Annotated in this window: 19 protein-coding genes; 13 read left to right on the top strand and 6 right to left on the bottom strand. The window is 68.4% G+C overall.

What is annotated here, in order from left to right; all coding sequences use genetic code 11:
* Positions 1-38: 38 nt before the first annotated feature.
* The 5 genes from glgX to ASF72_RS04865 all read left to right on the top strand — a co-directional run bounded on the left by glgX (position 39) and on the right by ASF72_RS04865 (position 8,752).
* The gene (gene glgX, locus ASF72_RS04845; protein ID WP_050685749.1) at positions 39-2,294 is read left to right on the top strand and encodes a glycogen debranching protein GlgX; all 2,256 of its coding nucleotides are present in this window, start codon (positions 39-41) and stop codon (positions 2,292-2,294) included.
* Positions 2,291-4,612, top strand: a complete 2,322-nt coding sequence (treY, locus tag ASF72_RS04850; protein WP_056597012.1) for a malto-oligosyltrehalose synthase — start codon at positions 2,291-2,293, stop codon at positions 4,610-4,612. Before glgX ends, treY begins: the two co-directional genes overlap by 4 nt.
* Positions 4,609-6,378 (top strand): malto-oligosyltrehalose trehalohydrolase, encoded by a 1,770-nt coding sequence (gene treZ, locus ASF72_RS04855; protein WP_056597013.1) that lies wholly within the window; start codon positions 4,609-4,611, stop codon positions 6,376-6,378. Before treY ends, treZ begins: the two co-directional genes overlap by 4 nt.
* Before the next feature lie 93 nt (positions 6,379-6,471).
* Positions 6,472-7,512, top strand: coding sequence for an L-glyceraldehyde 3-phosphate reductase (gene mgrA / locus ASF72_RS04860; protein ID WP_056597014.1), 1,041 nt, complete (start codon positions 6,472-6,474; stop codon positions 7,510-7,512).
* 154 nt (positions 7,513-7,666) lie between these two features.
* Positions 7,667-8,752, top strand: coding sequence for an inositol-3-phosphate synthase (locus ASF72_RS04865; protein ID WP_056597015.1), 1,086 nt, complete (start codon positions 7,667-7,669; stop codon positions 8,750-8,752).
* A gap of 84 nt (positions 8,753-8,836) precedes the next feature.
* Here ASF72_RS04865 and ASF72_RS04870 read toward each other — a convergent pair whose 3' ends face one another.
* The 4 genes from ASF72_RS04870 to ASF72_RS04885 form a co-directional block, all read right to left on the bottom strand.
* On the bottom strand, positions 8,837-9,754 hold the full coding sequence (locus ASF72_RS04870; protein WP_056597017.1) for an endonuclease domain-containing protein: 918 nt from the start codon (positions 9,752-9,754) through the stop codon (positions 8,837-8,839).
* A gap of 143 nt (positions 9,755-9,897) precedes the next feature.
* A complete protein-coding gene (locus ASF72_RS04875; RefSeq protein ID WP_056597019.1) occupies positions 9,898-11,574 on the bottom strand; it encodes a formate--tetrahydrofolate ligase in 1,677 nt (558 codons plus the stop codon).
* A gap of 54 nt (positions 11,575-11,628) precedes the next feature.
* A complete protein-coding gene (mshA, locus tag ASF72_RS04880; RefSeq protein WP_050685758.1) occupies positions 11,629-12,894 on the bottom strand; it encodes a D-inositol-3-phosphate glycosyltransferase in 1,266 nt (421 codons plus the stop codon).
* Positions 12,895-12,969: 75 nt separating this feature from the next.
* On the bottom strand, positions 12,970-14,427 hold the full coding sequence (locus ASF72_RS04885) for a family 4 glycosyl hydrolase (protein WP_056597021.1): 1,458 nt from the start codon (positions 14,425-14,427) through the stop codon (positions 12,970-12,972).
* 70 nt (positions 14,428-14,497) lie between these two features.
* Between ASF72_RS04885 and ASF72_RS04890 the strand changes: the two genes are divergently transcribed.
* Genes ASF72_RS04890 through tsaD form a run of 6 tightly spaced genes read left to right on the top strand, consistent with a single transcriptional unit; the run spans position 14,498 to position 19,732 of the window.
* On the top strand, positions 14,498-15,589 hold the full coding sequence (locus ASF72_RS04890) for a PfkB family carbohydrate kinase (RefSeq protein ID WP_056597023.1): 1,092 nt from the start codon (positions 14,498-14,500) through the stop codon (positions 15,587-15,589).
* A gap of 56 nt (positions 15,590-15,645) precedes the next feature.
* Positions 15,646-16,854, top strand: a complete 1,209-nt coding sequence (alr, locus tag ASF72_RS04895) for an alanine racemase (RefSeq protein WP_050685766.1) — start codon at positions 15,646-15,648, stop codon at positions 16,852-16,854.
* A complete protein-coding gene (tsaE, locus tag ASF72_RS04900; RefSeq protein WP_056597024.1) occupies positions 16,851-17,489 on the top strand; it encodes a tRNA (adenosine(37)-N6)-threonylcarbamoyltransferase complex ATPase subunit type 1 TsaE in 639 nt (212 codons plus the stop codon). The genes alr and tsaE overlap by 4 nt, the downstream gene beginning before the upstream one ends.
* The gene (tsaB, locus tag ASF72_RS04905) at positions 17,470-18,141 is read left to right on the top strand and encodes a tRNA (adenosine(37)-N6)-threonylcarbamoyltransferase complex dimerization subunit type 1 TsaB (protein WP_050685770.1); all 672 of its coding nucleotides are present in this window, start codon (positions 17,470-17,472) and stop codon (positions 18,139-18,141) included. The genes tsaE and tsaB overlap by 20 nt, the downstream gene beginning before the upstream one ends.
* A gap of 44 nt (positions 18,142-18,185) precedes the next feature.
* A complete protein-coding gene (rimI, locus tag ASF72_RS04910) occupies positions 18,186-18,644 on the top strand; it encodes a ribosomal protein S18-alanine N-acetyltransferase (protein ID WP_056597451.1) in 459 nt (152 codons plus the stop codon).
* Positions 18,641-19,732 carry a tRNA (adenosine(37)-N6)-threonylcarbamoyltransferase complex transferase subunit TsaD gene (tsaD, locus tag ASF72_RS04915; protein ID WP_056597026.1) on the top strand — a complete coding sequence of 364 codons (1,092 nt, stop codon included), beginning with the start codon at positions 18,641-18,643 and terminating at the stop codon, positions 19,730-19,732. The genes rimI and tsaD overlap by 4 nt, the downstream gene beginning before the upstream one ends.
* A 143-nt stretch (positions 19,733-19,875) precedes the next feature.
* Here the strand turns inward: tsaD and ASF72_RS04920 are convergent, their stop codons facing one another.
* Entirely contained in the window at positions 19,876-21,027 is a 1,152-nt protein-coding gene (locus tag ASF72_RS04920; RefSeq protein ID WP_050685774.1) for a glutamate--cysteine ligase, read from the bottom strand.
* 377 nt (positions 21,028-21,404) lie between these two features.
* Between ASF72_RS04920 and ASF72_RS04925 the strand changes: the two genes are divergently transcribed.
* Positions 21,405-22,841: a glycoside hydrolase family 3 N-terminal domain-containing protein gene (locus ASF72_RS04925; RefSeq protein WP_056597453.1), complete on the top strand. Its 1,437-nt coding sequence runs from the start codon at positions 21,405-21,407 to the stop codon at positions 22,839-22,841.
* 35 nt (positions 22,842-22,876) lie between these two features.
* Positions 22,877-23,695, top strand: coding sequence for a shikimate 5-dehydrogenase (locus tag ASF72_RS04930; RefSeq protein ID WP_268760262.1), 819 nt, complete (start codon positions 22,877-22,879; stop codon positions 23,693-23,695).
* Positions 23,696-23,713: 18 nt separating this feature from the next.
* Here ASF72_RS04930 and ASF72_RS04935 read toward each other — a convergent pair whose 3' ends face one another.
* Positions 23,714-24,946, bottom strand: coding sequence for a class I SAM-dependent methyltransferase (locus ASF72_RS04935; RefSeq protein WP_056597030.1), 1,233 nt, complete (start codon positions 24,944-24,946; stop codon positions 23,714-23,716).

Here is a 24,946-nt window from a genome sequence, read left to right on the forward strand (position 1 = left end):
CGCTTCACTCCCGGCTGCGGCAATCAATGAGGAGCATCATGGAAGTCTGGCCTGGAACCGCTTATCCGCTCGGAGCTACCTTCGACGGTACCGGCACCAACTTTGCCCTGTTCAGCGAGCAGGCGGAGCGGGTCGAACTCTGCCTCCTGGCTGATGACCTGACCGAGACCCGCGTCGAGCTGACTGAAGTGGACGGGTACGTGTGGCACTGCTACCTGCCCCACATCCAGCCCGGCCAGAAGTATGGCTATCGGGTCCACGGACCCTACGATCCGGCCAGCGGCAACCGCTTTAACGCCAACAAGCTGCTCCTGGACCCCTACGCGAAGGCCGTTGAAGGCCAGATCGACTGGGACCCGGCCCTGTTCTCCTATGAGTTCGGCGATCCAGACTCCACAAACGACGCCGACTCGGCTCCCCACACGATGCACGGTGTGGTCATCAACCCGTTCTTCGAGTGGGACGGCGACCGCCAGCTCCGGATTCCGTACCACCAGTCCGTCATCTACGAGGCGCATGTCAAGGGCCTGACCCAGCTGCACCCCGAGATCCCCGAGGAGCAGCGCGGCACCTACGCCGGCGTTGCCCACCCCGCCGTGATCGAGCACCTGAAGAAGCTCGGCGCCACCGCGATCGAACTGATGCCGGTCCACCAGTTCGTCAATGACGGCACCCTGGTGGAAAAGGGCCTGAACAACTACTGGGGCTACAACACCATCGGGTTCTTCGCCCCGCAAAACACCTACAGCTCCGCAGGTGACGTGGGAAACCAGGTCCAGGAATTCAAGGCAATGGTCCGCGACCTGCACCGGGCCGGCATCGAAGTCATCCTGGACGTGGTCTACAACCACACCGCCGAGGGCAACCACCTGGGCCCCACCCTGTCCTTCAAGGGCATCGACAACCAGGCTTACTACCGCCTGGTTGACGGCGACCAGAAGCACTACATGGACTACACCGGCACCGGCAACTCCCTGAACGTCCGGCATCCGCACTCCCTGCAGCTGCTGATGGACTCCCTCCGGTACTGGGTCACGGAAATGCACGTCGACGGGTTCCGCTTCGACCTCGCCTCCACCCTGGCCCGTGAGTTCTACGACGTCGACAAGCTTTCCACCTTCTTCGAACTCATCCAGCAGGACCCGATCGTCTCGCAGGTCAAGCTGATCGCCGAGCCGTGGGACGTTGGCCCCGGCGGTTACCAGGTGGGCAACTTCCCGCCCCAGTGGACTGAATGGAACGGCAAATACCGCGACACAGTCCGTGATTTCTGGCGCGGCGAGCACGCAACACTGGGTGAATTCGCTTCCCGCCTGACCGGTTCCGCGGACCTCTACGAAAGCTCCGCCCGCCGCCCGGTGGCCTCCATCAACTTCGTCACGGCCCACGACGGCTTCACCATGCGCGACCTCGTGTCCTACAACGAGAAGCACAACGACGCCAACGGTGAAGGCAACAACGACGGCGAGTCGCACAACCGGTCCTGGAACTGCGGCGAAGAGGGCGACACGGACGACGAAAAAGTCCTGACGCTCCGCGCGCGCCAGCAGCGGAACTTCCTGGCTACCCTCCTGCTCTCGCAGGGTGTCCCCATGGTGCTCCACGGCGACGAACTCGGACGCACGCAGCAGGGCAACAACAACACCTACTGCCAGGACTCCGAGCTGAGCTGGATCCACTGGGATGCCATGGACCAGCCGCTGGTCGAATTCACCTCCTTCGTGAACAAACTCCGGCGCGACCACCCCACCTTCCGGCGCAGCCGCTTCTTCGACGGCCGGCCCGTCCGGCGTGGCGAAGGCGAGAAGCTGCCCGACATCGTCTGGCTGCGGACCGACGGCACCGAAATGCTGCCCGAGGACTGGGGCAACGGGTTTGGCCGCACCATCGGCGTCTTCTACAACGGCGACGGCATCCAGGAGAAGGACTTCCGCGGCCGCCGCATCACCGACGACAGCTTCCTCATGACCTTCAACGCCCACGATGACAGTGTGGACTTCCTCCTTCCGTCAGAGGAGTACGCCCAGTACTGGGAAGTCATGATCGATACCGCAGCCCAGGCAGACGCGTACGAACCGCTCAAGGCCGGCGCCACGATCACGCTGGATGCCAAATCCATGGTGGTCCTGCGGGCCTACTCCGGCCCCGAAGCTGAGGTGGATCTGTCCGCCGCCGCGTCCCTGGCCTCCATGGCCGATCATGAAGAAGCCCAGGTGGAAATGGTGGAGGCGCAGACGCAGGCCGCCGAAGCCAGCGAAGCAAGGGCAAGTGAAGCGAAGGCGGACGAAAAGTGAAGGTCCCCGCTTCCACCTACCGGTTGCAGATCCGGCGCAGCTTCACGCTCTTCGACGCTGCCGCCACCGTCCCGTACCTGAAGGACCTGGGGGCGGACTGGATCTACCTTTCACCGATCCTGACGGCGGAACAGGGCTCGGACCACGGCTATGACGTGACCGACCCTTCCGCCGTCGACCCCGAACGCGGCGGCCCGGAAGGGCTCCTGGCCCTCTCGGCAGCCGCCCGCGAGCACGGCATGGGTGTCCTGGTGGACATTGTGCCGAACCATGTGGGCGTAGCCACGCCCGCGCAGAACCCCTGGTGGTGGTCCCTGCTGAAGGAAGGCAAGGACTCGCCGTACGCGGACGCGTTCGACGTCGAATGGGACCTCGCCGGGGGCAAGGTGCGCCTGCCCATGCTGGGCTCGGACGATGACCTGGACAAGCTGAAAATCGTGGACGGCGAGCTGCGGTACTACGACCACCGGTTCCCGCTGGCCGCCGGCACGTATTCGGCCGGGGACTCCGCGCAGGACGTCCACAACCGCCAGCACTACCAGCTGGTGGGCTGGCGGCGGGCCGACGCCGAGCTGAACTACCGGCGCTTCTTCGCTGTCACCACCCTGGCGGGCATCCGTGTGGAAACGCCCCGCGTTTTTGAAGAAGCCCATGCCGAGGTGGGCCGCTGGTTCAGCGAAGGCCTGGTGGACGGGCTCCGCGTGGACCACCCGGACGGCCTGGCCGATCCGGGCGGCTACCTGCGCTGGCTCAAGGACCTCACCGGCGGTGCGTACATTCTGGTGGAGAAAATCCTCGAACCAGGGGAAGTCCTGCCCGGCGAATTCGCCTGCGAAGGGACCACCGGGTACGACGCCCTGGCTGACGTGGACCGGCTCTTTGTTGACCCGGCCGGCCAGCCGGGACTTGATGACCTGGACGCATCCCTGCGCGGCGGCAGCCCCGCGGACTACGCCGGGATGATCCGCGGCACCAAGCGCATGATCGCGGACGGCATCCTGCGCTCCGAGGTGCTCCGGCTGGCCCGGCTGGTGCCGGAGTCCGCAGGGTTGTCCGTGGCAGCGGCCGCAGACGCCCTCGCCGAAATCATCGCCGCGTTCCCGGTCTACCGGACGTACCTGCCCACAGGCGCCGAGGTGCTCAAGGAAGCAGCCGGCGCCGCAGCGGGCCACCGGCCGGAGCTGGCAGCCACCGTGGACACGCTCCTGCCCCTGCTGCTGGATCCGGAGCACGCCCTGGCTGTCCGGTTCCAGCAGACCTCCGGCATGGTCATGGCGAAAGGCGTGGAGGACACCGCCTTCTACCGGTACACGCGGCTGGGCACACTCACCGAGGTGGGTGCCGAACCCACCGAGTTCGCACTGGACCCGGCGGAGTTCCACCACCGGATGCAGCGGCGCCACCAGGACATGCCGCTGTCCATGACCACGCTCTCCACCCATGACACGAAGCGCAGCGAGGATGCCAGGGCCAGGATCTCGGTCATCGCCGAACTCCCCGCTGAATGGGCCGGAACCCTTGCCACCCTCCGCAGGCTTGCCCCCATCCCGGACGGCCCGTTCGAGAACCTGCTATGGCAGGCAATTGTGGGCGCCTGGCCCGCCAGCCGGGAACGGCTCCAGGGCTACGCGGAGAAGGCGGCCCGCGAGGCCGGCAACTCCACCACCTGGACCGAACCCAACGAAGCCTTCGAGGCGGCCGTCACGGCAGCAGTGGATGCCGTGTTCGACAACACCGAAGTGGCGGCAGCCCTCACGGCGTTTGTGGACACCATCGATGCGCACGCAGCGTCCAACTCGCTCTCCGCCAAGCTGGTCCAGCTGGCCATGCCGGGCGTGCCGGATGTCTACCAGGGCAGCGAATTCTGGGAACGGTCCCTGACCGATCCGGACAACCGCCGCCCCGTGGACTTCGGTGAACGCCGCGACGAACTGGCGCGCATCGACGCCGGGACCTTGCCCGCCGCGGGCACGGAGGCCAGCAAGCTCCTGGTCACCTCGCGGGCATTGCGGCTGCGGCGGGACCGGCCCGAGCTTTTTGCCGGCTACAGCCCGGTGCAGGCCGCCGGTGCGGCGGCCGGCCACCTCGTGGCCTTCTCCCGTGGTGCGGATGCGGACGGCGCACTCGCCCTGGCCACCAGGCTCCCTGCGGGACTGGCGGCCGGCGGCGGCTGGCGCGATACCGCCGTCGAGCTTTCCGTGCCGATGCGGGACGAACTCACCGGTGCCGGGTATGGGCCCGGCAGCGTCCCGGTGGCCGAACTGCTGGGCACCTATCCGGTGGCCCTGCTGGTACCAGCGAATGGAGCAACCCGATGACCCTGGTACACAACGGCACTGCCCGTTTTGACGTCTGGGCGCCGGACGCAGCCACCGTGGTGCTGGCGGCAGACGGCCGGGAATACCCGATGGAAAAGGTCCACTCCGCTCCCGGCACTGAAGGCTGGTGGTCCGCCCCGGACGCGCCAGCCTTTGGCGAAGTCGATTACGGGTACCTGCTCGACGGCGACACCACCCCGGTGCCGGATCCCCGGTCCCGTCGGGTTCCTGACGGCGTCCACGGCCTCTCCCGGACGTTCGATCCTGCCGCGCACCACTGGCAGGACGGCAACTGGCAGGGCAAGGACCTGCAGGGGTCGGTGATCTACGAACTGCACGTGGGCACCTTCACGCCCGAAGGAACCCTGGACGCCGCGGCCGCCAAACTGGACTACCTCGCGGACCTCGGCGTCGGGTTTGTGGAACTGCTTCCCGTCAACGGCTTCAACGGCACGCACAACTGGGGCTACGACGGCGTCCAGTGGTACGCGGTCCACGAAGGTTACGGCGGGCCGGCGGCCTACCAGCGGTTTGTCGACGCCGCGCACGCTGCGGGCCTGGGCGTTATCCAGGACGTCGTCTACAACCACCTTGGCCCCAGCGGCAACTACCTGCCCAAATTCGGTCCGTACCTAAAGCAGGGCGACGCCAACACCTGGGGCGACTCCGTCAACCTGGACGGTGCGGGCTCGGATGTTGTCCGGGAGTACATCCTGGACAACGCCGCGCTCTGGCTGCGGGACTACCACGTTGATGGGCTCCGGCTTGATGCCGTGCACGCCCTGCGGGACGAGCGTGCTGTGCACATCCTGGAGGAGCTCGGTGCCCTGGGCGATGCTGTCGCCGCCGAGACCGGACTGGCCAAGACCCTCATCGCCGAATCCGACCTGAACAATCCGCGGTTGATGTATCCACGGGATGTCAACGGCTACGGCCTGGCGGGGCAGTGGAGCGACGACTTCCACCATGCCGTGCACGTCAGTGTCAGCGGGGAAACCACGGGCTACTACGGGGACTTCGCCTCGCTGGCCGTCCTGGCCAAGGTACTCAAGGATGGCTTCCTGCACGACGGCAGCTACTCCAGCTTCCGCGGCCGCCACCACGGCCGGCCCATCGACGCCTCGCTGGTGCACCCGGCGGCGCTGGTGGTCTGCAACCAGAACCATGACCAGATCGGCAACCGGGCCACGGGGGACAGGCTCTCCCAGTCCCTCTCCCACGGCCAGTTGGCCCTGGCAGCGGTGCTTACCCTGACCTCGCCGTTCACACCCATGCTGTTTATGGGTGAGGAGTTTGCCGCCAGCACGCCTTGGCAGTTCTTCACCTCGCATCCCGAACCCGAACTGGGCAAGGCCACCGCCGAGGGCCGGATCAAGGAATTTGAACGGATGGGCTGGGATCCCGCGGTGGTTCCCGATCCGCAGGATCCGGAGTCCTTTCACCGGTCCAAGCTCAACTGGGATGAAGCCGGCACCGGCGATCACGCCCGGCTGCTGGACCTGTACCGGTCCCTGGCTGCGGTGCGCCGGGACCACCCGGAACTGGCCGGGCTCGGTTTTGCGGAGACCACGGTGGAGTTTGACGACGCCGCCGGCTGGCTGCGCTTCCGGCGCGGCAGCGTCGAGGTGCTGCTGAATTTTGCGGACGCCGAAGCCCGGCTGGAGGACGTCGCCGGCTCGGTCCTGCTCGCCACGGACGCCGGCACGGAACTGGCTGCCGGCACCCTGGTCCTGCAGCCGTGGAGTGCAGCCATCGTCAAGGCCTGACGTTTGGTTACGCCCCGGGCTGCGCTGTCAGCCTGGGGCGTAACTTCGTCCCCCCCTGCGTGTTGTGCGGGTCACAACTGGCAGGATGGAAGTATGACTTATTCAGCAGCGGAGAACCGCTACGAATCCATGCCCTACCGCCGGGTCGGCCGCAGCGGCCTGAAGCTGCCCGCCATTTCCCTGGGCCTGTGGCACAACTTTGGCGACGACAAGCGCTTCGACGAACAGCGCGCCATCCTGCGCCGCGCCTTCGACCTGGGTGTCAACCACTTTGACCTGGCCAACAACTACGGCCCGCCGGACGGCACCGCGGAGACCAACTTCGGCCGGCACCTGCAGGACGACTTCAAGCCGTACCGCGACGAACTCGTGATCTCCACGAAGGCCGGCTACTACATGTGGCCCGGCCCCTACGGCGAGTGGGGATCGCGCAAGTACCTGCTGTCCAGCCTGGACCAGTCCCTGCAGCGCATGGGCCTGGACTACGTGGACATCTTCTACAGCCACCGGCCGGACCCGGAAACGCCCATGGAAGAGACCATGGGCGCCCTGGACTACGCCGTGCGCTCCGGCAAGGCCCTGTACGCGGGCATCTCCTCCTACACCCCGGAGCAGACCCTCGAAGCGGCCCGGATCCTCAAGGACCTCGGCACGCCGCTGCTCATCCACCAGCCCAGCTACTCGATGCTGAACCGCTGGACCGAAAACGGCACCCCCAACCTGTATGAGGCGCTGGATCAGGTGGGCGCCGGGTCCATCGCCTTCTCGCCGCTGGCGCAGGGGATGCTCACGGACCGCTACCTCAACGGCATCCCTGCCGACTCCCGCGCGGCCAAGGCCCGGTTCCTGTCCGAGGACGCCATCACGGACGAGAAGCTGGACCGGATCCGCGGGCTGAACGGCATCGCTGCCGGCCGGGACCAGACGCTGGCACAGATGGCCATCGCCTGGCTCCTCCGCGACCAGCCCAAGGGCACCCCGGTGACGTCAGCGCTGGTGGGTGCCTCCAGCGTGCGCCAGCTTGAGGACACCCTGGGCGCCCTCAACAACCTCGGCTTCACCGAAGCGGAACTGACCGCGATCGATGAATTCGCCGTCGATTCGGACATCAGCCGCTGGAAGCAGAACGCCTGAGCCTTTTGTTGCGGGGCGGTGCCGGGGAACAATCCCCGGCACCGCCCTGTTGGGTATCATGAAAAGGCGCCGTTTGGCGCCATGCCTGCCGGCCGCCGTCGTACGTATTCTGCAGCGGAAGCCAGCGGGCTGACGTATGTCATAAAGGAGTTCCGTGTCTTCACATCCGATCCGTGTTGCAATCGTCGGCGTTGGCAACTGTGCCGCCTCGCTGGTCCAGGGCGTCCAGTACTACAAGGACGCCGATCCTGCGGCCACCATTCCCGGCCTGATGCACGTTGAGTTTGGCCAGTACCACGTGGGCGACGTTGAGTTCGTTGCCGCGTTTGATGTTGATGGCAAGAAGGTCGGCGTTGACCTTGCGGATGCCATCCTGGCCAGCGAAAACAACACCATCAAGATCGCCGACGTGCCGCCCACAGGCGTCACGGTCCAGCGCGGCCACACCCTGGACGGCCTGGGCAAGTACTACCTCGAGACCATTGAACAGTCCACGGAAGAGCCCGTGGACGTGGTTCAGGCACTCAAGGACGCCAAGGTCGACGTGATGGTCTGCTACCTGCCCGTGGGATCCCAGGCCGCCGCCGAGTTCTATGCCCAGGCCGCCATCGATGCGGGCGTGGGGTTCGTCAACGCCCTGCCCGTCTTCATCGCCGGCACCAAGGAATGGGCGGACAAGTTCACCGCCGCCGGCGTGCCGATCGTGGGCGACGACATCAAGAGCCAGATCGGTGCCACCATCACGCACCGCGTCATGGCCAAGCTGTTCGAGGACCGCGGCGTCACCCTTGACCGCACCTACCAGCTGAACGTGGGCGGCAACATGGACTTCAAGAACATGCTGGAGCGTGACCGCCTGGAGTCCAAAAAGATCTCCAAAACCCAGGCCGTGACGTCCAACGTTCAGGCCGAACTCGCCGCCAAGGACGTCCACATCGGCCCGTCGGACTACGTCCAGTGGCTCGATGACCGCAAATGGGCGTTTGTCCGGCTCGAGGGCCGCAACTTCGGCGACGCCCCCGTATCGCTGGAGTACAAGCTGGAGGTCTGGGATTCGCCCAACTCCGCCGGCGTGATCATCGACGCCATCCGCGCGGCGAAGATCGGCCTGGACCGTGGTGTGGGCGGGCCGCTGCTCTCCGCATCGAGTTACTTCATGAAGTCGCCGCCGGAGCAGTTCAACGACGACCTCGCCCGCGAGAAGGTCGAAGCCTTCATCCGCGGCGACCTGGAGCGCTAAGCCCTACCCACCCTCCCGTTGCCCTATCACCTCTGGTCGCCAAACACCTTGTTTGGGGACCATAGGTGATAGGGCAACGTGCGTTCAGGCCTGGCGCAGCGCCGCCCGGATCTGGCCAACGGCGCCGCGGAAGTCCCGGGCAAGGTCGTCGGCGTTGAACTTGAAGTACCGCCAGCCGGCAGCATGGAAGGCTGCATCCCGCCGGTTGTCGCGGGACTGCTGTTCGCGGCTGAGGTGATGGCCGCCGTCGTACTGGATCGCGATGCGGCGGGCCCGGTACCCGAGGTCGGCGGCCGGCGAGTAGGGATCGGCCGGATCGATCCGGACCTGAAGGCCGGGCTCGGGGAGCCCGGCGTCTGTCAGGGCCAGGCGCAGGAACGTCTCAGGGGCGGAGTCTGAACCGCAACGGACAAGTTCGACGGCGGTACGCGCCTTGACGATGCCCTTGACCTTTGGGTGCCGGGAAGCGACCAGCCGCAGCTCCTGGACACTGGACCAGGCTTCCGTCCGCAGTTCGAGGCCGGGGCGGGGCGGGCGCACCAGCTGGTCGCCGACCGCCACCAGGTGCTCCAACGGCACGCACCTGGCCAGGTCCAGCCAGGTGCGTGCCGGGGTGGACATATGGATGCCCTCCCAGCACATGGTCTCGTCAGGGAAAGCAAGAACGGTGTGGCCCACCACCCCGGAGCGTCGGGCTGGCGGCAAGGCCTTGGGCTTACTCAGGTGCAGTTCGCGGCTGTCCTGGAGCCACGGCGGCAACCACAGGCCCAGCAGCGCGGCAGCCGTCAGATGGGATATCCAGGCGCCGGGCGTGGCCGCGGAGAGTGCCCGTGCCACCCCCGGAAGGTCGAACTCCCAATCCGAGCGCTGGTAGAGCAGGCGCCCGGTGGATGTCAGGTCCGCTGCACGCAGCCGGCCCCGGGTCAGGCCCGCCGCCCGCGCCTCGTGGACGGTGAAAGGCGCGGCGGAGAGTCCTTTTGGGAGGGGCGAGGGCTGGTGCATGGCACCATTGTGGCGCGGAGCCAGGGTGGTCCGCTGAAGTTATCCACAGCCCCCGTTGCGCTATCAGTTGTGGTCCCTAAAGTCCCCTTTTGGGGACCCTAAGTGATAGCGCAACGGGGAGGGGAGGGGAGAGGCCGACGGTTTTAGGCGAGCCCCACCGGGTTTCCGGCGTCGTCCACGTCCATCCGCAGCGCTGCCGGTTCCGGCGGGAGGCCCGGCATGGTCATCACCGCGCCGGTCAGGGCCACGATGAAACCCGCACCGGTCTTGGGCAGCAGGTCGCGCACGTGGATGGTGAAGCCTTTGGGGGCACCCAGCCGGGTGGCGTCGTCGGTAAATGAATACTGGGTCTTGGCCATGCAGATTGGCAGGTTGCCCCACCCGTTCCGCTCGATGTCGGCGAGCCGCTTCAGGGCCGGCACCGAGAAGTCCACGCCGTCCGCCCCGTAGATCTCCTGCGCGATGGTCCGGATCTTCTCCTCCACAGGCATGTCCAGGGGGTACAGGTGCCGGAAGCTGGTGGGTTCCGTCAGGGCCTGTGCCACCAGGGCCGCCAGTTCATCGCCCCCGGCGCCGCCGCCGCCGTGTCCCCAAACGTCCGCGACGGCGGCCGGAACGCCTTCAGCGGCGCACCAGGCCAGGAGCCAGTCCAGTTCCTCCTGCGTGTCCGAGGAGAACCGGTTGATGGCGACCACCGGCGGGACGCCGAATTTTTCCACGTTCCGCACGTGCCGGCGGAGGTTGGCCACGCCGGCTTCCAGCGCCGCCAGGTCAGGGCGGGTCAGCTGGTCCCTGGCTACGCCGCCCTGCATCTTCAGGGCCCGGACCGTCGCCACAACCACCACCGCGGACGGCGCAACCCCGCCCGTGCGGGCCTTGATGTCCATGTATTTCTCGGCCCCCAGGTCGGCGCCGAACCCCGCCTCGGTAACCACAATGTCCGCCAGCCGCCGGGCCGTCTGGGTGGCGATCAGGGAATTGCAGCCATGCGCGATGTTGGCAAACGGGCCCCCGTGGACCAGCGCGGGCGTGCCGGCGATGGTCTGCACCAGGTTGGGCCGGATCGCGTCCTTGAGGAGCAGTGTCAGGACGCCCTGCACCTTAAGGTCGGCCACCGTGACGGGCCTGCGCGCGTAGGTGTAGCCGAACGTGATGCGGCCCAGGCGGTCCCGGAGGTCGGCCAGGTCCGTGGCCAGGCAGAACACAGCCATGACCTCGGAAGCCACGGTAATGTCGAAACCGTCCTGCCGCGGGACGCCCTGGGCGGGTCCACCCAGCCCGATGACCACCTCCCGCAACGCCCTGTCATTCATGTCCAGGACGCGCTTGAACGTCATCCGCCGCGGGTCGATGTCCAGTTCGTTGCCCTGGTAGATGTGGTTGTCCACCAGGGCCATCAGGGCATTGTTGGCGCTGGTCACAGCGTGGAAGTCACCGGTGAAATGCAGGTTGATCTCGTCCATGGGCAGCACCTGCGAATAGCCGCCGCCCGTTGCCCCGCCCTTCATGCCCAGGATGGGCCCGAGCGACGGTTCCCGCAACGCAATCATCACCTTGTGCCCGGCCCGGGCCAGCGAGTCCGCCAACCCCACCGTGGTGGTGGACTTGCCCTCGCCGGCAGGGGTGGGGGACATGGCCGACACCAGGACCACCTTCCCCGCAGGCCCGGGTGCGTCCAGCAGCGCCGGGTCGATCTTGGCCTTGTATCGTCCGTAGGGCTCCAGCGCCGCGGCGTTGATTCCAGCGGCTTCGGCAATCTCGGTGATGGGCCGGATGGCGGCGGCACGGGCTATCTGCAGATCAGTCGGGAAATCAGACACCGTTGTCCTTTCCTTGGGTTGGCGCCACCGCAGTGGCGTTGACGACGGCGGCCGTCAGGAAGCGGGGATGGCGCGGACCAGGCGGGGCGCGGCTGAGTCGTCGGCAGCGGCGTGGTAACTATCCAGGGTGACCGCCGCCGTGCGCTGCCAGCCGGAACTCTGCGCGCGGATGGCGGCGGCCCGGCCCATGTCAGCCCGGGTGGCCGGATCGTCGTAGAGCGCTTCGAGCGCATCGGCCCAGTCAGCGGCATGATGCCCGTCCACCAGCAGGCCCGTCCGGCCGTGGAAGATGGCACGCGAGAGGCCGCCCACCCGGGTGGCCACCACGGGAGTGCCGCAGGCCTGGGCCTCCAGCGCCACCAGCCCGAAGGATTCGCTGAAGGACGGCATGGCCACCACGTCAGCCGCCCGGAACCAGCCCGCCAGCTCCGGTGCCTTGACCGGCGGAAGCTGCGTGACGACGTCGTCCATTCCTGCCTCGGCAACCAGCCGCCGGAGGTTGAATTCCTTGTTTCCGCTCAGCGAGCCGAGGATGGTGAGCCGGAGGTCGATGTCCGGCCGGCGCTGGCGCAGCAGCGCGGCGGACTTCACCAGGACCTGGGGGCCTTTGAGGCGCTGGATGCGGCCGGCGAAAACCAGGTGGAACGTGTCCGGGCTGATGCCCCGTTCGGCGCGCGACCGGGTGCGGAACGCCGGCGTGAACGTGTTGAGGTCAACGCCCGGGGGAGCGACGTCGATCCGCTCGAAGCTGGCGCCGTAATGAGAGACGAGCTCGCCGGCCTCGGCGCTGGTGTTGGCGATCAGCCTGGCCGCGCCATCCACAATGCGCTGCTCGCCCACTTCGCGCCGCCGCGGTTCGGGCTGTTCACCGGATTCCAGGAGCAGGTTTTTGACCTTGGCCATGGTGTGCATGGTGTGGACCAAGGGCACGTCCCATTGCCGGGACAGCTCCAGGCCGGCCAGTCCGGAGACCCAGTAGTGCGAGTGGATCACGTCGTAGCGCCCGTGCGGCTGGCGGCGGCGGATCTGCTCGATCTCCGCCACCATGGCGTTCACCAGGCCCGGAAGTTCCTCTTTCGGAACCTTCCGCGGCGGCCCGGCCATCACGTTGTGGACGCAGACGCCGGGATCCGGATGTTCAACGGCCGGCTGGTTGGCGGCGGTGGCGCGGGTGAAGATCTCCACCTCGATCCCGGCTTCGGCCAGGGCTTCGGCCAGTTCGCGGACGTACACGTTCATTCCGCCGGCGTCGCCGGAGCCTGGCTGTTCCATCGGCGATGTGTGGAGGGAGAGCAAAGCAACCCTGCGGATCAGTGCCACGGGATCTCCTTCCGGCCGCCGGCGCAAGTGCCGGGCGAGGCTGCAGTGCGCATTCGGTAAAACACTACTCCCAACTTAACGCCCGCTGCCCCGCCACATCTTCCCGAGGTCGGGGAAGGCCTGCTCGTACCCGGCCAGGAGCCTGGCCGCGAGGTCGGCGGAGGCCACCAGCGGATGATGCGCGAACGCGGCGAGGGCGGCTTCCCGGTCCCCGTCCGTCGCGGCCCGGACCGTGAACCGCTCCACGTCCTTGACCTCCCGGAGCAGCTTCAGGCGTGGTTCCGGTGGCGCCGCCTGGGGCAGCGGCACCGCACCTTGGGCGCTGACCGTGCAGGGGAGTTCGACGACGGCGTCCGCGGGCAAACCGGGAATGGCGGCTTCCGCGGGGGCCGGGTCAGCGGGGGCGGGGGTGGCCGGGTGGCCCAGCTGGTCGGGTTGGCCCACCCGGGACCGGGCTGTGCCGGACACGGGCGGCACCGTGTTGACCGTGTTCAGGATCAGCTGGGTGTCGCCACCGCCGGTCAGAGCGCGCATGGCGGCCAGCGCCACTTGCTCGTAGCCGCCACCGGCCAGGCCTTCTTCGTCCCGGCGCTCGCCGTCCGACCGGGCCTCAGCCAGGTAGCCTTCCTCCCGGGCGAGCCGGGCAGCCTCCCAGAGGCGGAACGCATCCGGCCCGGCGACAGCCAGTTGCGGGTACAGGTCCTGCTGCTGCCGGTGGATGTCCTCGCCCCGGGTCCGCGCCCTTGCGGCGATGGCCAGGCGGGCGGCGTCGTGCCGGTAGTAGTAGTACAGGTACTCGTTGGGAATGGCACCCAGGCCGGCCAGGAACGCCTGCGGGAACAGCCGGCCTTCCTCGAAGCTTTGCAAGGCTTCCCGGTCCTCGAGCAGGGCCGGGAGAACATCCGTTCCGCCGGGTGCCAGCCGGTACAGCCAGCCCAGATGGTTCAGCCCGTGGTAGCCCACCCCGGCCAGGCTTCCAGCCGCCAGTGGTGTACCCGCAGCCCGTGCCGCCCGCAGCACCAGGCCGCCGGCCGAGTCGCAGATCCCGATGACCTTGTGGCCCAGCACCGGGCGCAGGGCTTCCGTGACCATGCCGGCCGGGTTGGTGAAGTTGATCAGCCACGCGGCCGGGCAGCGCTGCTTCATCAGCGCCGCCAGCTCCAGCATCCGCGGGATGGTGCGCAGGGCGTACGAGATGCCGCCGGCGCCTGTGGTTTCCTGACCCAGCAGGCCCAGGCCTGCCGCCACCTTCTCGTCAAGGACCCGGCCGCTGGTCCCGCCCGGGCGGATGGCCGCGAAGACCATGTCCACACCATCCAGTGCCTCGGGCAGGCTGGTGCTGCAGCGGACGGCCAGCCGGGCACCCGGTCCGGGCGGCATACCGGCCAGCACTGCGGCGACGGCGTCGAGGCGGTGCGGATCGACGTCGTACAACACCAGGCTCGAGACCAGGCCGCCGTAGCCGCCGGACGTCAAGGCCCGGTAGATGAGGGGGACGCGGAAACCCCCGCCGCCCACAATGAGTAGCCGCATGGGTCCGAGTCTAGGCCTGCCGCCCGCGCGCCCCTATCGGTGGGAAGCGGCGTGGCGTATCGTGCCGGACATGGACGCGATCCCGGCACGCCTTTTCGACCCCCTGGGCGCCGTCCGCGCGCGGACCGGACCGGGGTTCGACCTGCTGCTCGCCGGCACAGTTTTCCAGGACATCATTTTCACCGGACTGCCCAGCGAACCCGAAGCAGGCACCGAAATCTGGAGCGAAGGGATGGGCAGCTGCCCGGGCGGCGTGGCCAACCAGGCCATCGCAGCGGCCCGGCTGGGGCTCCGGACCGGGCTGGCGGCAGCGTTCGGTGACGACGGCTACGGCGACTTCAACTGGAAGATCCTCGCGGACCAGGAACAGGTGGACCTCAGCTTGTCCAGGCGGGTAAAGGGCTGGCACTCGCCGGTGACGGTATCCCTCTGCGTGCAGAAGGACCGTTCCCTGGTGACCCACGGGCATCCGGCACCGGTGACTTCCTCGGAGTTGATCGGGGACCCGCCGCCGGCGCTCGCGGGCATCGCCGAGGTGGGCGTTGAGGTGGAACCGTGGGCCGTGGCCGCGCACCAGGCAGGCGTGAAGCTGTTCGGTGACACCGGCTGGGACCCCAGCGGTGAATGGGCGCCAATCCGGCTGGAGAACCTGAAGTACTTCCACGGGTTCCTGCCCAACCAGCGCGAGGCCATGGCCCTGACCGGGAAGGACAACCCGTGGTCCGCCCTCTATGCGCTGGCCGACCGGGTGCCCGTCGCCGTTGTGACCCTCGGCCAGCAGGGAGCCATGGCGGTGGACTCCGAAACGGGGGAGGAGGAGTGGGTGCCCTCGCTGCCCGTCAAGGCACTGGACCCCACCGGCGCCGGCGACTGCTTCGATGCTGCGTTTATTGTGGGCAGCCTGGCGGGGTGGCCGTTGGGCAACCGGCTCCGGTTCGCCAACCTGTGCGCAGCCCTGTCGGTGCAGGAAGTGGGCGGCTCGCTGGCCGCGCCGGGCTGGGGTGACATTGCCGACTGGTGGAAACGCGCCAACGCCCGGCCGGAACGGCAGACCAGCCAGTGGCTGCGGCGCTTCGGTTTCCTGTCCGAGATCATCCAGGACGTCCCGCCCACGGCCCAGCGCCGGGCCTCAGCCACCATTGCGCACCTCTCGGACGCCTGAACCCGCGGCAGGGCGGCGATTATCCGGCCGGTAGCGCCAGCACTAGAATCACTAGGGTGACTTACCCCGCAGCACCCGGCCCCACCAGCACTGACCCCGGACAGGATCCCCGCAACGAGAGGTCAGCCGTCATTGACCTGGCCGCCGTCCGGCACAACGTCCGCCGGCTTGCCGCGGCAGCCTCGCCGGCCAAAGTGATGGCCGTGGTCAAAGCCGATGCCTACGGCCATGGCGCCGTCCCCGTGGCCCGGGCCGCACTCGAGGCCGGCGCCGCCTGGTTGGGGGTTGCCCATATCTCCGAGGCACTGTCCCTCCGCGCGGCGGGTATCGACGCCCCGCTCCTGGCCTGGCTGCACACCACGGAAAGCAACTTCGGCGCGGCCGTTGCCGCCGGCGTCGACATCGGCTGCTCGGGCTGGGAACTGGACCGCATCGTCGCTGCCGCCCGCGAGCAGGAACGCCCCGCCCGGATCCACCTGAAAGTGGACACCGGCCTGGGCCGGAACGGCGCCACCACCGGCACCTGGGACACGCTGGTGGGCGAAGCCATGGAATACCAGGACCAGGGCCTGCTCCGCGTGGTGGGCATCTTTTCGCACCTCGCCGTGGCGGACGAGCCGGACCGGCCAGAGACGGACCAGCAGCTGGCCCTGTTCAAGGAAGTACTGGCCGTGGCGGAGGACGCCGGGGTGGATCCCGAGGTGCGCCACCTGGCCAACACCCCCGCCACGCTGTCCCGGCCCGACACCCATTTCGACCTGGTCCGGGTGGGCCTGGGCATCTACGGCCTGTCCCCGTTCGAGGACCTCACTGCCGCGGAACTCGGCCTGCGCCCGGCCATGACGCTGCGCACCGTGGTGTCGCAGTGCAAGCAGGTTCCGGCCGGGCAGGGCGTGTCCTACGGCCTGAACTACCGCACTGCCGCCGACACAACGCTGGGCCTCATCCCGCTCGGCTATGCCGATGGTGTGCCGCGCGTGGCAACGGGCGGCCCGGTCCGGATTGCCGGCACCACCTACCCCGTGGTGGGGCGGATCGCCATGGACCAGATGGTCATCGACCTGGGTGGGGCCTCCGGGGCGGAGGCCGGCCTGTCCGGAGCCGAGGCGGTCCTGTTCGGCGACGGGGCCGACGGCGGTCCCACAGCTGACGACTGGGCCCGCGCCGCCGGGACCATCAACTACGAGATTGTCACCAGGATCAGCCCGCGCGTCCCGCGCCGTTTTATTAATGAGCCCGATGATGGCGCGGAGGGCGCCGCGTGAGCGGGTCCGGCCAGCCCGCCTGGGAGCTCACGGTCCAGGCGACGACGGCGGAGCTGACCCATGCGCTCGCGGCCAGGCTGGCGGTGGTCCTCGACGCCGGGGACCTGCTGGTGCTCTCCGGCGAGCTGGGTGCCGGCAAAACCACGTTCACGCAGGGCCTGGCCGAGGGTCTGGGGGTCCGGGCCGGCGTCATTTCGCCCACCTTTGTGCTGGTCCGCATCCATCCCAACCTCGCCGACGGTCCCCGGCCCGGGGGACCGGACCTGGTCCACGTGGATGCTTACCGGCTCGGGTCGGCCGCGGAGATTGATGATATCGACCTGGAGAACACGCTGGATTCCGCCGTCACTGTGGTGGAGTGGGGCCGTGACCGGGTGGAGCACCTGAGCAACAGCCGGCTCGAGATCGACCTGCACCGGGCCATCGGCCTGGCCGGCGCTGCCACCGCTGGAGCGGCCGCCGGTTTACCGGCCCAGGAGACCCCAACGGAGCAGGGCGCCGGCTTCCTGGACTTTGATACCGACGAAACAGACGAACCCCGCACCATTGTGCTGCGGGGGTACGGTCCGCGCTGGCCGGCTGCCCCGGACCTTGCCTTTCCCGAAGGAGATCCGCATGCTGATCCTCGCCATTGACACCTCCGCCGTGGCCAGCGCCGCCCTGGTGTCGGATGACGCGCTCGAGGGCATGGTGGCCGGTTTCGCCACCGAGGACACCCGCAGCCACGCCGAAGTGCTGGCCCCGGGCATCCAGGACATGCTGGCCACTGCCGGTGTTGCGGGAACGGACATCGATGCCCTGGTGGTGGGTGTGGGCCCCGGGCCGTTCACGGGCCTGCGCTCCGGCATCGCCACGGCCCGCACCCTGGCCTACGTCTGGGGCAAGCCGCTGCACGGACTCATGAGCCTGGACGCGGTGGCCCTGGAAGTGGCGGAGTCCACCGCAGCCGTTCCGGAATTCCTGGTGGCCACCGACGCCCGGCGTAAAGAGGTGTACTGGGCCCGGTACACCCTGGCACCCGGGCAGCTGCCCGAACTGGTGGACGGTCCGCACGTCGGTTTCGCTGCTGACCTTCCGGACCTGCCGGCCTTTGGCGCAGGCGCCGGGCTGTACGCCGATGTGCTCCGCGCTGACCCGGCCTTCGTCCGGGAGCAGCCCGATGCCCTGTACCTGGGCCAGTTTGCGCTGGCCCGGCTCGCGTCCGGCGGAACCCTGCCTGACTCCACCCCCCTGTACCTGCGCGAATCCGACGCACAGGTACCCGGACCCCGCAAGCGTGCCCTGTGACCGCCGACGGACCCGCCCGCCTCGAGGGCATCACCCTCCGGCCCATGACCCTTGACGACGTCGCCGCCGTCAACGCGCTGGAGCAGCGGCTTTTCCCGGTGGACGCCTGGCCGCTGCACATGTTCCTTTCCGAACTGTCCCAGCCGGACACCCGGCACTACCTGGTGGCGGAGGACGCTGCCGGGATCGTGGGCTACGCCGGCCTGATGTGCATTGAGCCCATCGCGGACGTCCAGACCATCGCCGTCTTGCCCGAACAGGAAGGCCGCGGCATCGGCAGTACCCTCCTGACCCTCCTGATCGACGAAGCCCGGGCGCGGCGGGCAGCCGACGTGCTCCTGGAGGTCAGGGCGGACAATCCCCGGGCGCAGGCACTGTACGTCCGTTTCGGCTTCGAACAGATCCATATCCGACAGCGCTATTACCGCGACGGCGTCGACGCCCTCATCATGAGGCTGCAGCTCGACGGCGGCAGCGGAACCACGGAAGCAGGCCAGCCATGAACCGGACACAGCCACTGGTGCTGGGGATCGAATCCTCCTGCGACGAAACGGGGGTTGGCGTCGTGCGGGGGACCACCCTGCTGACCAACACCGTCTCCTCGTCCATGGACGAGCACGTCCGGTTCGGCGGTGTTATTCCCGAAATTGCGTCCCGGGCGCACCTGGACGCCTTCATCCCCACCCTGGACGCGGCATTGTCCGACGCCGGTGTGCGGCTGGACGAGGTGGATGCCATCGCCGTCACCGCCGGGCCTGGGCTGGCAGGTGCCCTGATGGTGGGCGTGTGCGCCGCAAAGGCCCTGGCCGTTGCCACCGGCAAGCCCCTTTACGCGATCAACCACCTGGTGGCACACGTGGGGGTGGGGCTCCTGGCGCCGGACGGCGACGGGAGCGCCCCGGAACTGCCGGCCAACCTTGGCGCGCTGCTGGTTTCCGGCGGACATACCGAAATCCTGAAGATCAACAACATCACCGATGACGTGGTCCTCCTGGGCTCCACCATCGACGACGCCGCCGGGGAAGCATACGACAAAGTGGCCCGCATCCTGGGGCTGGGGTACCCGGGCGGGCCGGCGATCGACGCCGTGGCCCGGACCGGCAACCGTGCCGCCATCAGGTTTCCCCGTGGCCTGAGCCAGCCTAAATACATGGGAACCGCCGAAGAGCCCGGCAAGCACCGCTACGACTGGTCCTTCAGCGGGCTTAAGACAGCAGTGGCCCGCTGCGTGGAGCAGTTCGAGGCTCGCGGCGAGGAGGTGCCGGTGGCGGACATCGCCGCAGCCTTCCAGGAGGCGGTGGTGGACGTGGTGTCCGCCAAGGCGGTCCTGGCCTGCCGGGAGCACGGGATCAAGGACGTGCTGCTGGGCGGCGGCGTCGCTGCCAACTCCCGGCTTCGCGAACTGACGGGCCAGCGCTGCACGTCCGCCGGGATCCGGCTGCACGTGCCGCCGCTGGGGCTGTGCACCGACAACGGGGCCATGGTGGCTGCCCTGGGAGCGCAGCTGGTGATGGCCGGCAAGGAGCCCAGTGGGATCGCCTTCGCCCCGGACTCCTCCCTCCCGGTCACAGCGGTCTCACTCCCGGCCTGACCCCCCGCCTGAAGCCCCCGTTGCGCTATCACTTATGGTCCCCAAACCACCGGTTTGGGGACCATAAGTGATAGCGCAACGGGGACGGGGATGGGGGGAAAGCGGGGACGGGGGAAAGCGGGGACGGGGCGGAGGTCGGGCTGTTAGGCCGTGGGGCCGTTCCGCATCTGCTTGACCAGGTCCAGCACCACGGCCTGGAGGTTCCCGCTGTTTTCTGCGGCGACCCGGCGCTGCCGCTGGTAGCCGGCGCCGCGGTTGATGATCTTTTCCACGTCGGCCAGTTCATCGGCGCAGCCCAGCTTGGCGGCCACCGGCTCCAACCGGTTCAGGGTCTCCAGCAGGTGGTCCGTGACCAGCTGCTCCTTGCCGGCGGCGTCCAGGATGATGATCGCCTCCATCCCGTACCGGGCCGCCCGCCATTTGTTCTCCTGGATGTGCCACGGCGGCATGGTGGGGATGGTGCCGCCGCTGTCCAGGGTGGTGGAGAACTCGTCCACCAGGCACTGGGTGAGGGCAGCGATGGCGCCCACTTCCTCGAGTGTGGCCAGGCCGTCGCAGATCCGCATCTCGATGGTGCCCAGGTTGGGGACCGGCCGGATGTCCCAGCGGATCTCGGACAGGGTGTCGATCACCCCGGTGGTGAACATGTCCTGCACATAGGACTCGTAGTCGGCCCAGGAGGAGAACTGGAACGGCAGGCCGGCGGTGGGAAGCTGCTGGAACATCAACGCCCGGTGCGAGGCATACCCGGTGTCCTCGCCGCCCCAGAAGGGGCTGGACGCGGACAACGCCTGGAAATGCGGGAAGTAGTTGACCAGGCCATCAAGCACCGGCAGCGCTTTTTCCCGGCGGTCCAGGCCCACGTGGACGTGGACACCGTAGATGACCATCTGCCGGCCCCACCACTGGGTCCTGTCGATCAGCTTCGCGTACCTGGCCTTGTCCGTGACAGGCTGCAGCTGGGGCGGGCTGAACGGGTGGCTGCCGGCGCAGAACAGCTCCACACCCATGGGGTCCGTGATTTCGCGCACAGCAGCGAGGGACCGGCTGAGGTCCTCCTTGGCTTCGGCAGCGGTTTCACAGATGCCGGTGACCAGCTCCACGGTGTTCAGCAGCAGTTCCTGCTTGATGTGTGGGTGTTCATCGTCTTCGTTGAGCTCCGGGTGGCGCGCGGCCACGCCACGGAGCACCTGGTTGGCCACGGAGGCCAGCTCGCCCGTTTCACCGTCCACCAGGGCCAGTTCCCATTCCACACCAAGGGTTGATTGCCTCGATTGTGCGAAGTCGATCTGCACGCGTTTCCTTACTGTCCGGTTTGCCGCTGGCTCGCGCCGCTGACAGGCAATGGCTGGCAGGCGAACGGGTGGTCCAAGTCTAGTGCAGGGGTAGCATCGTACTGATGGTTATGTTCCAGCGCCTGCCTCAACGACTTTCCAAAACCCTCCCCTTCCTCGCGGCGGCAGCGGCCCTTGCCCTCACCTCGTGCACCGCCACGCCGCCGCCTGCGACGCCGTCGGAATCCCCGTCCGGTTCCACAGCTGCGGCCGCCCCGTCGCCAAGTACGACGCCGGTCCCCACAACCGCGCCCCCGGCACCTGATCCCGGTTCCCGGGCCTTGGGGTGGGGCCCCGAGCAGCGCGACCAGGACGCCGCCGCGGCAGCGGTGGCCGCCATGGACACCGGCCAGAAGGCCGGCCAGGTGCTGCTGCCGTTCTTTAAGGGCACCGACGCTGCCGCGCACGCCGCCGTTATTGAACGTCTGCACCTCTCCGGGGCCATCATCATGGGTGACAACGTGCCCAAGGGGCCGCAGGGGCAGGTTGATCCCGCCGCGATGACCGCCGCCAACCAACAGCTCGCCACCGCGACCAGGGCGGATGGGGATCCATGGCCGGGCCTGATCGGTGTGGACCAGGAAGGCGGAGTGGTGGCGCGGCTGGGCCTGCCCCTGACGGAATGGCCTGCGCCGATGAGCTTCGGGGCTGCCGGCAGCGAACCGCTGGCCCGCGAAGCCGGCGGCGGGCTGGCCGCTGAACTGGCACCGCTCGGGTTCACCGTTGACTTCGCGCCGGACACCGACGTGACCATCGGGCCCAAGGACCCCACCATCGGTGCCCGGTCCATGTCCTCGGATCCGGACGCTGCCGCTGCCCTGGGGGCCGCGTTCTCCCACGGCATGCTGGGCGCGGGGATCCTGCCCGTTGCCAAGCATTTCCCGGGCCACGGCTCCGTGACAGCCGATTCGCACCTCAGCCTGCCCGTGCAGCCCGCCACCGTTGAGGAACTCCGCGGCCGGGACTGGAAACCGTTCCAGGCGGCCGTAGCCGGCGGAGCGCCGATGATCATGACCGGGCACATTGCGGTTCCAGCGCTGGAACCCGGCGTTCCGGCGTCGCTCTCCGCCCCCACGTACCAGGCGCTGCGCGGCCTGGGCTTCAATGGCGTGGCCGTCACGGACGCCCTGAACATGGAAGCGGTGAACAAGCAGTACCCGTCCGGCGCCGCTGCCGTTAAGGCCCTGGCCGCAGGCGCCGACCTGCTGCTGATGCCGGCCGACGTGGATCAGGCCCATGCCGCCATTGTTCGGGCCGTCGCATCCGGCGAGCTCTCCGCGCAGCGGCTGGACGAGGCTGCAACGCGGGTGGCCACGATGATGACGTGGCGGGGCCGGACCGGAGCCCCGCAAGGCGCTGCGCCCGGCAGCGGTGCGGCACTCTCCGCCAAGGTCTCGGCGGCCGCGGTGACGGTCCTGTCCGGGTCCTGCACCGGGCCGCTGGTGCCGGGTGCCGTCCAGGTGACCGGCGGCGGTCCCGGCGACCGGGAACGTTTTGCGGCCGCCGCCGCCCGCGCCGGGCTCGCGGTGGGCTCCGGGCCGGTGGTGAACCTGATCGGCTATGGCGGCCGCCCGGCCGGTGGGGACATTGCCGTGGCCCTGGACGCACCCTGGCCGCTGCAGGAATCCGCCGCACCCGTGAAGCTGGCCGTCTACGGCCGATCCGACGGCGCTTTCGACGCGCTGGCAGCAGTGCTGGCCGGAAAGGCGGCCGCGCCCGGGAAGCTCCCGGCCGCCGTCGGCAGCTTCCCGCTCGGAACGGGCTGCGCGCCCTGACCCCGGGAACGTGCGCGAAGGCGTTTTAATGAAGGGTGCCCATTCTGAATAAAGACATGACCCTCTGCATCTCGCTCTCCGCACGGCCCAGCAACAACGGGACGCGCTTCCACAACCACCTGTACGGGCAGTTGGGGCTGAACTGGATCTACAAGGCGTTTGCCCCCACCAACCTGGAGCAGGCCATCGCCGGCGTGCGCGGGCTGGGCATCCGGGGCTGCGCGGTGTCCATGCCGTTCAAGGAGGACGTGATGGCGCTGGTGGACGAGATGGACGATTCCGCCACGGCGATCGAATCCGTCAACACGATCGTGAACACGGATGGCCATCTCAAGGCCTACAACACCGACTACACCGCCATTGAGCAGCTGCTGGCCAGCAACGCCGTCCCCACGGACTGGTCTGTCCTGGTCCAGGGCGCCGGCGGCATGGCCAAAGCCACGGTGGCAGCCCTCCGGGACGCCGGCTTCACGGACGTTACGGTCATCGCCCGGAATGAAGCCACGGGCCGGGCGCTCGCCGGCCAGTACGGTTTCGCCTGGCGGCCGGAGCTCGACGCCGGTTCAGCGGACCTGATCATCAACGTCACGCCGCTGGGCATGGCAGGCGGCCCGGACGCGGACGCGCTGGCGTTCCCCGCCACGGCCATTGACGCCGCCCGGATGGTGTTCGACGTGGTGGCGCTGCCAGCCGAGACACCATTGATCAAGGCGGCACGTGCGGCCGGGAAACCTGTGATTACGGGGGCCGAGGTGGCCACCATCCAGGCGCTGGAACAATTTGTGCTCTACACCGGAACCCGGCCCACCGCTGAGCAGGTCCGGGCCGCTGAAGACTTCATGAGGGCGCAATAGTCCCTGCTGTGCTGGAGCTCAGACCGGCTCCACCACTACCGCCACCCGGTCCTCGCCGATGCGCGTCAGGACCAGGGTGGCGGTCTTCCCGCCGCCCTTTTTGGCGGAATGCGACTTGCCGGCGGGCAGCAGCTGTTTGCGGAGTTCCTCGGGCGTCACGGCGGTGCCGCGCTTCTTGATGTCCAGCACGGTGATGCGTTCCTGCTTCACCCACGCTTTAAGCGCCTTGACGTTGTACGGCATCACCTGCCGGACTTTGTACGCCCGGGCGAAGGGCGTGTCCACCAGTGTGGGTGCGCAGATGTAAGCGATGTGCTCGTCCACCAGGTGCCCGCCCAGCTGAAGGGCGACGTCGGCCACCAGGCCTGCGCGGATCACCGCACCATCCGGTTCGTACAGGTAGCCCTCGACTGGGCCCACCGCAGGTACCGGACCCGCACCAAAGTCCTGGCCGCTGGTCAATTCCGCTGCACCGTGCGGGCTGAGCACCAGGGCGGCACGCCGGATGTCCGGGCGCCGGACCGCGTTGAACCAGAGCGCCACCTCGGTGACGTCGCCGCCCACCGACACCCACTGTGCCTCGCAGTCGGCAGGTACCGACTCGTGCGGCATGCCCGGCCCCATCTTCACGCCCACCGCGCGGCCGGAGGCAGCCAGGGCTTCGACGAAAGACAGCGGCGGGGAGAAGGCTTCGGGATCCCAGATGCGTTTGGTGCCCGAGGTGGAGGTGACCCGGCGTGCGGGATCCAGCCAGACGCCGTCGACCCCGTCCAGCGGAACGGACGTGGCGTCGGCGTGGACCACCGTGGCGTTGGGGAAGGGGATGAGGTTCACGGTGGCGCAGGCAGCAGTGGTCTCGTCCATTTCCACTGCCGTGACGTTGATGTCCATGGAGGCAAGCGCCAGCGAGTCCGCGGCCAGGCCGCAGCCCAGGTCCGCGACATGGCTGATGCCGGCAGCAGCAAACCGCTGGGCGTGGCGGGCGGCAACACTCAGGCGGGTGGCCTGCTCAAGTCCCGCCTGGGTGAACAGCATCCGGGACGCGAACTCCCCGAACTTGGCTTCGGCCTTGGTGCGCAACCGGGACTGGGTGAGGACCGCCGAGACGAGGGCGGGGGAGTGGCCGGCCTTTCGGAGGGCGGCGTTAAGCGCAAAGGACTCCTCGTCCCGGTAGGGGCCCAGGGACGCAAGGAGCTCCCAGCCTTCGGCGGTGAGCAAGGGCGCGATCTGGTCCTGGGGTGCTGGGGGCAT

It is taken from the genome of Arthrobacter sp. Leaf141, assembly GCF_001424565.1.
Classification (GTDB): Bacteria; Actinomycetota; Actinomycetes; order Actinomycetales; family Micrococcaceae; genus Arthrobacter.

What these genes read in the sequence shown, in the direction of transcription:
- treZ (WP_056597013.1), top strand. Translation starts at nt 4,609, where the DNA reads ATGACCCTGGTACACAACGGCACTGCCCGTTTTGACGTCTGGGCGCCG.
- tsaD (WP_056597026.1), top strand. Translation starts at nt 18,641, where the DNA reads ATGAACCGGACACAGCCACTGGTGCTGGGGATCGAATCCTCCTGCGAC.
- ASF72_RS04885 (WP_056597021.1), bottom strand. Translation starts at nt 14,427, where the DNA reads ATGCGGCTACTCATTGTGGGCGGCGGGGGTTTCCGCGTCCCCCTCATC.
- ASF72_RS04935 (WP_056597030.1), bottom strand. Translation starts at nt 24,946, where the DNA reads ATGCCCCCAGCACCCCAGGACCAGATCGCGCCCTTGCTCACCGCCGAA.
- mgrA (WP_056597014.1), top strand. Translation starts at nt 6,472, where the DNA reads ATGACTTATTCAGCAGCGGAGAACCGCTACGAATCCATGCCCTACCGC.
- glgX (WP_050685749.1), top strand. Translation starts at nt 39, where the DNA reads ATGGAAGTCTGGCCTGGAACCGCTTATCCGCTCGGAGCTACCTTCGAC.
- ASF72_RS04870 (WP_056597017.1), bottom strand. Translation starts at nt 9,754, where the DNA reads ATGCACCAGCCCTCGCCCCTCCCAAAAGGACTCTCCGCCGCGCCTTTC.
- ASF72_RS04890 (WP_056597023.1), top strand. Translation starts at nt 14,498, where the DNA reads ATGGACGCGATCCCGGCACGCCTTTTCGACCCCCTGGGCGCCGTCCGC.
- tsaB (WP_050685770.1), top strand. Translation starts at nt 17,470, where the DNA reads ATGCTGATCCTCGCCATTGACACCTCCGCCGTGGCCAGCGCCGCCCTG.
- rimI (WP_056597451.1), top strand. Translation starts at nt 18,186, where the DNA reads ATGACCCTTGACGACGTCGCCGCCGTCAACGCGCTGGAGCAGCGGCTT.
- ASF72_RS04925 (WP_056597453.1), top strand. Translation starts at nt 21,405, where the DNA reads ATGGACACCGGCCAGAAGGCCGGCCAGGTGCTGCTGCCGTTCTTTAAG.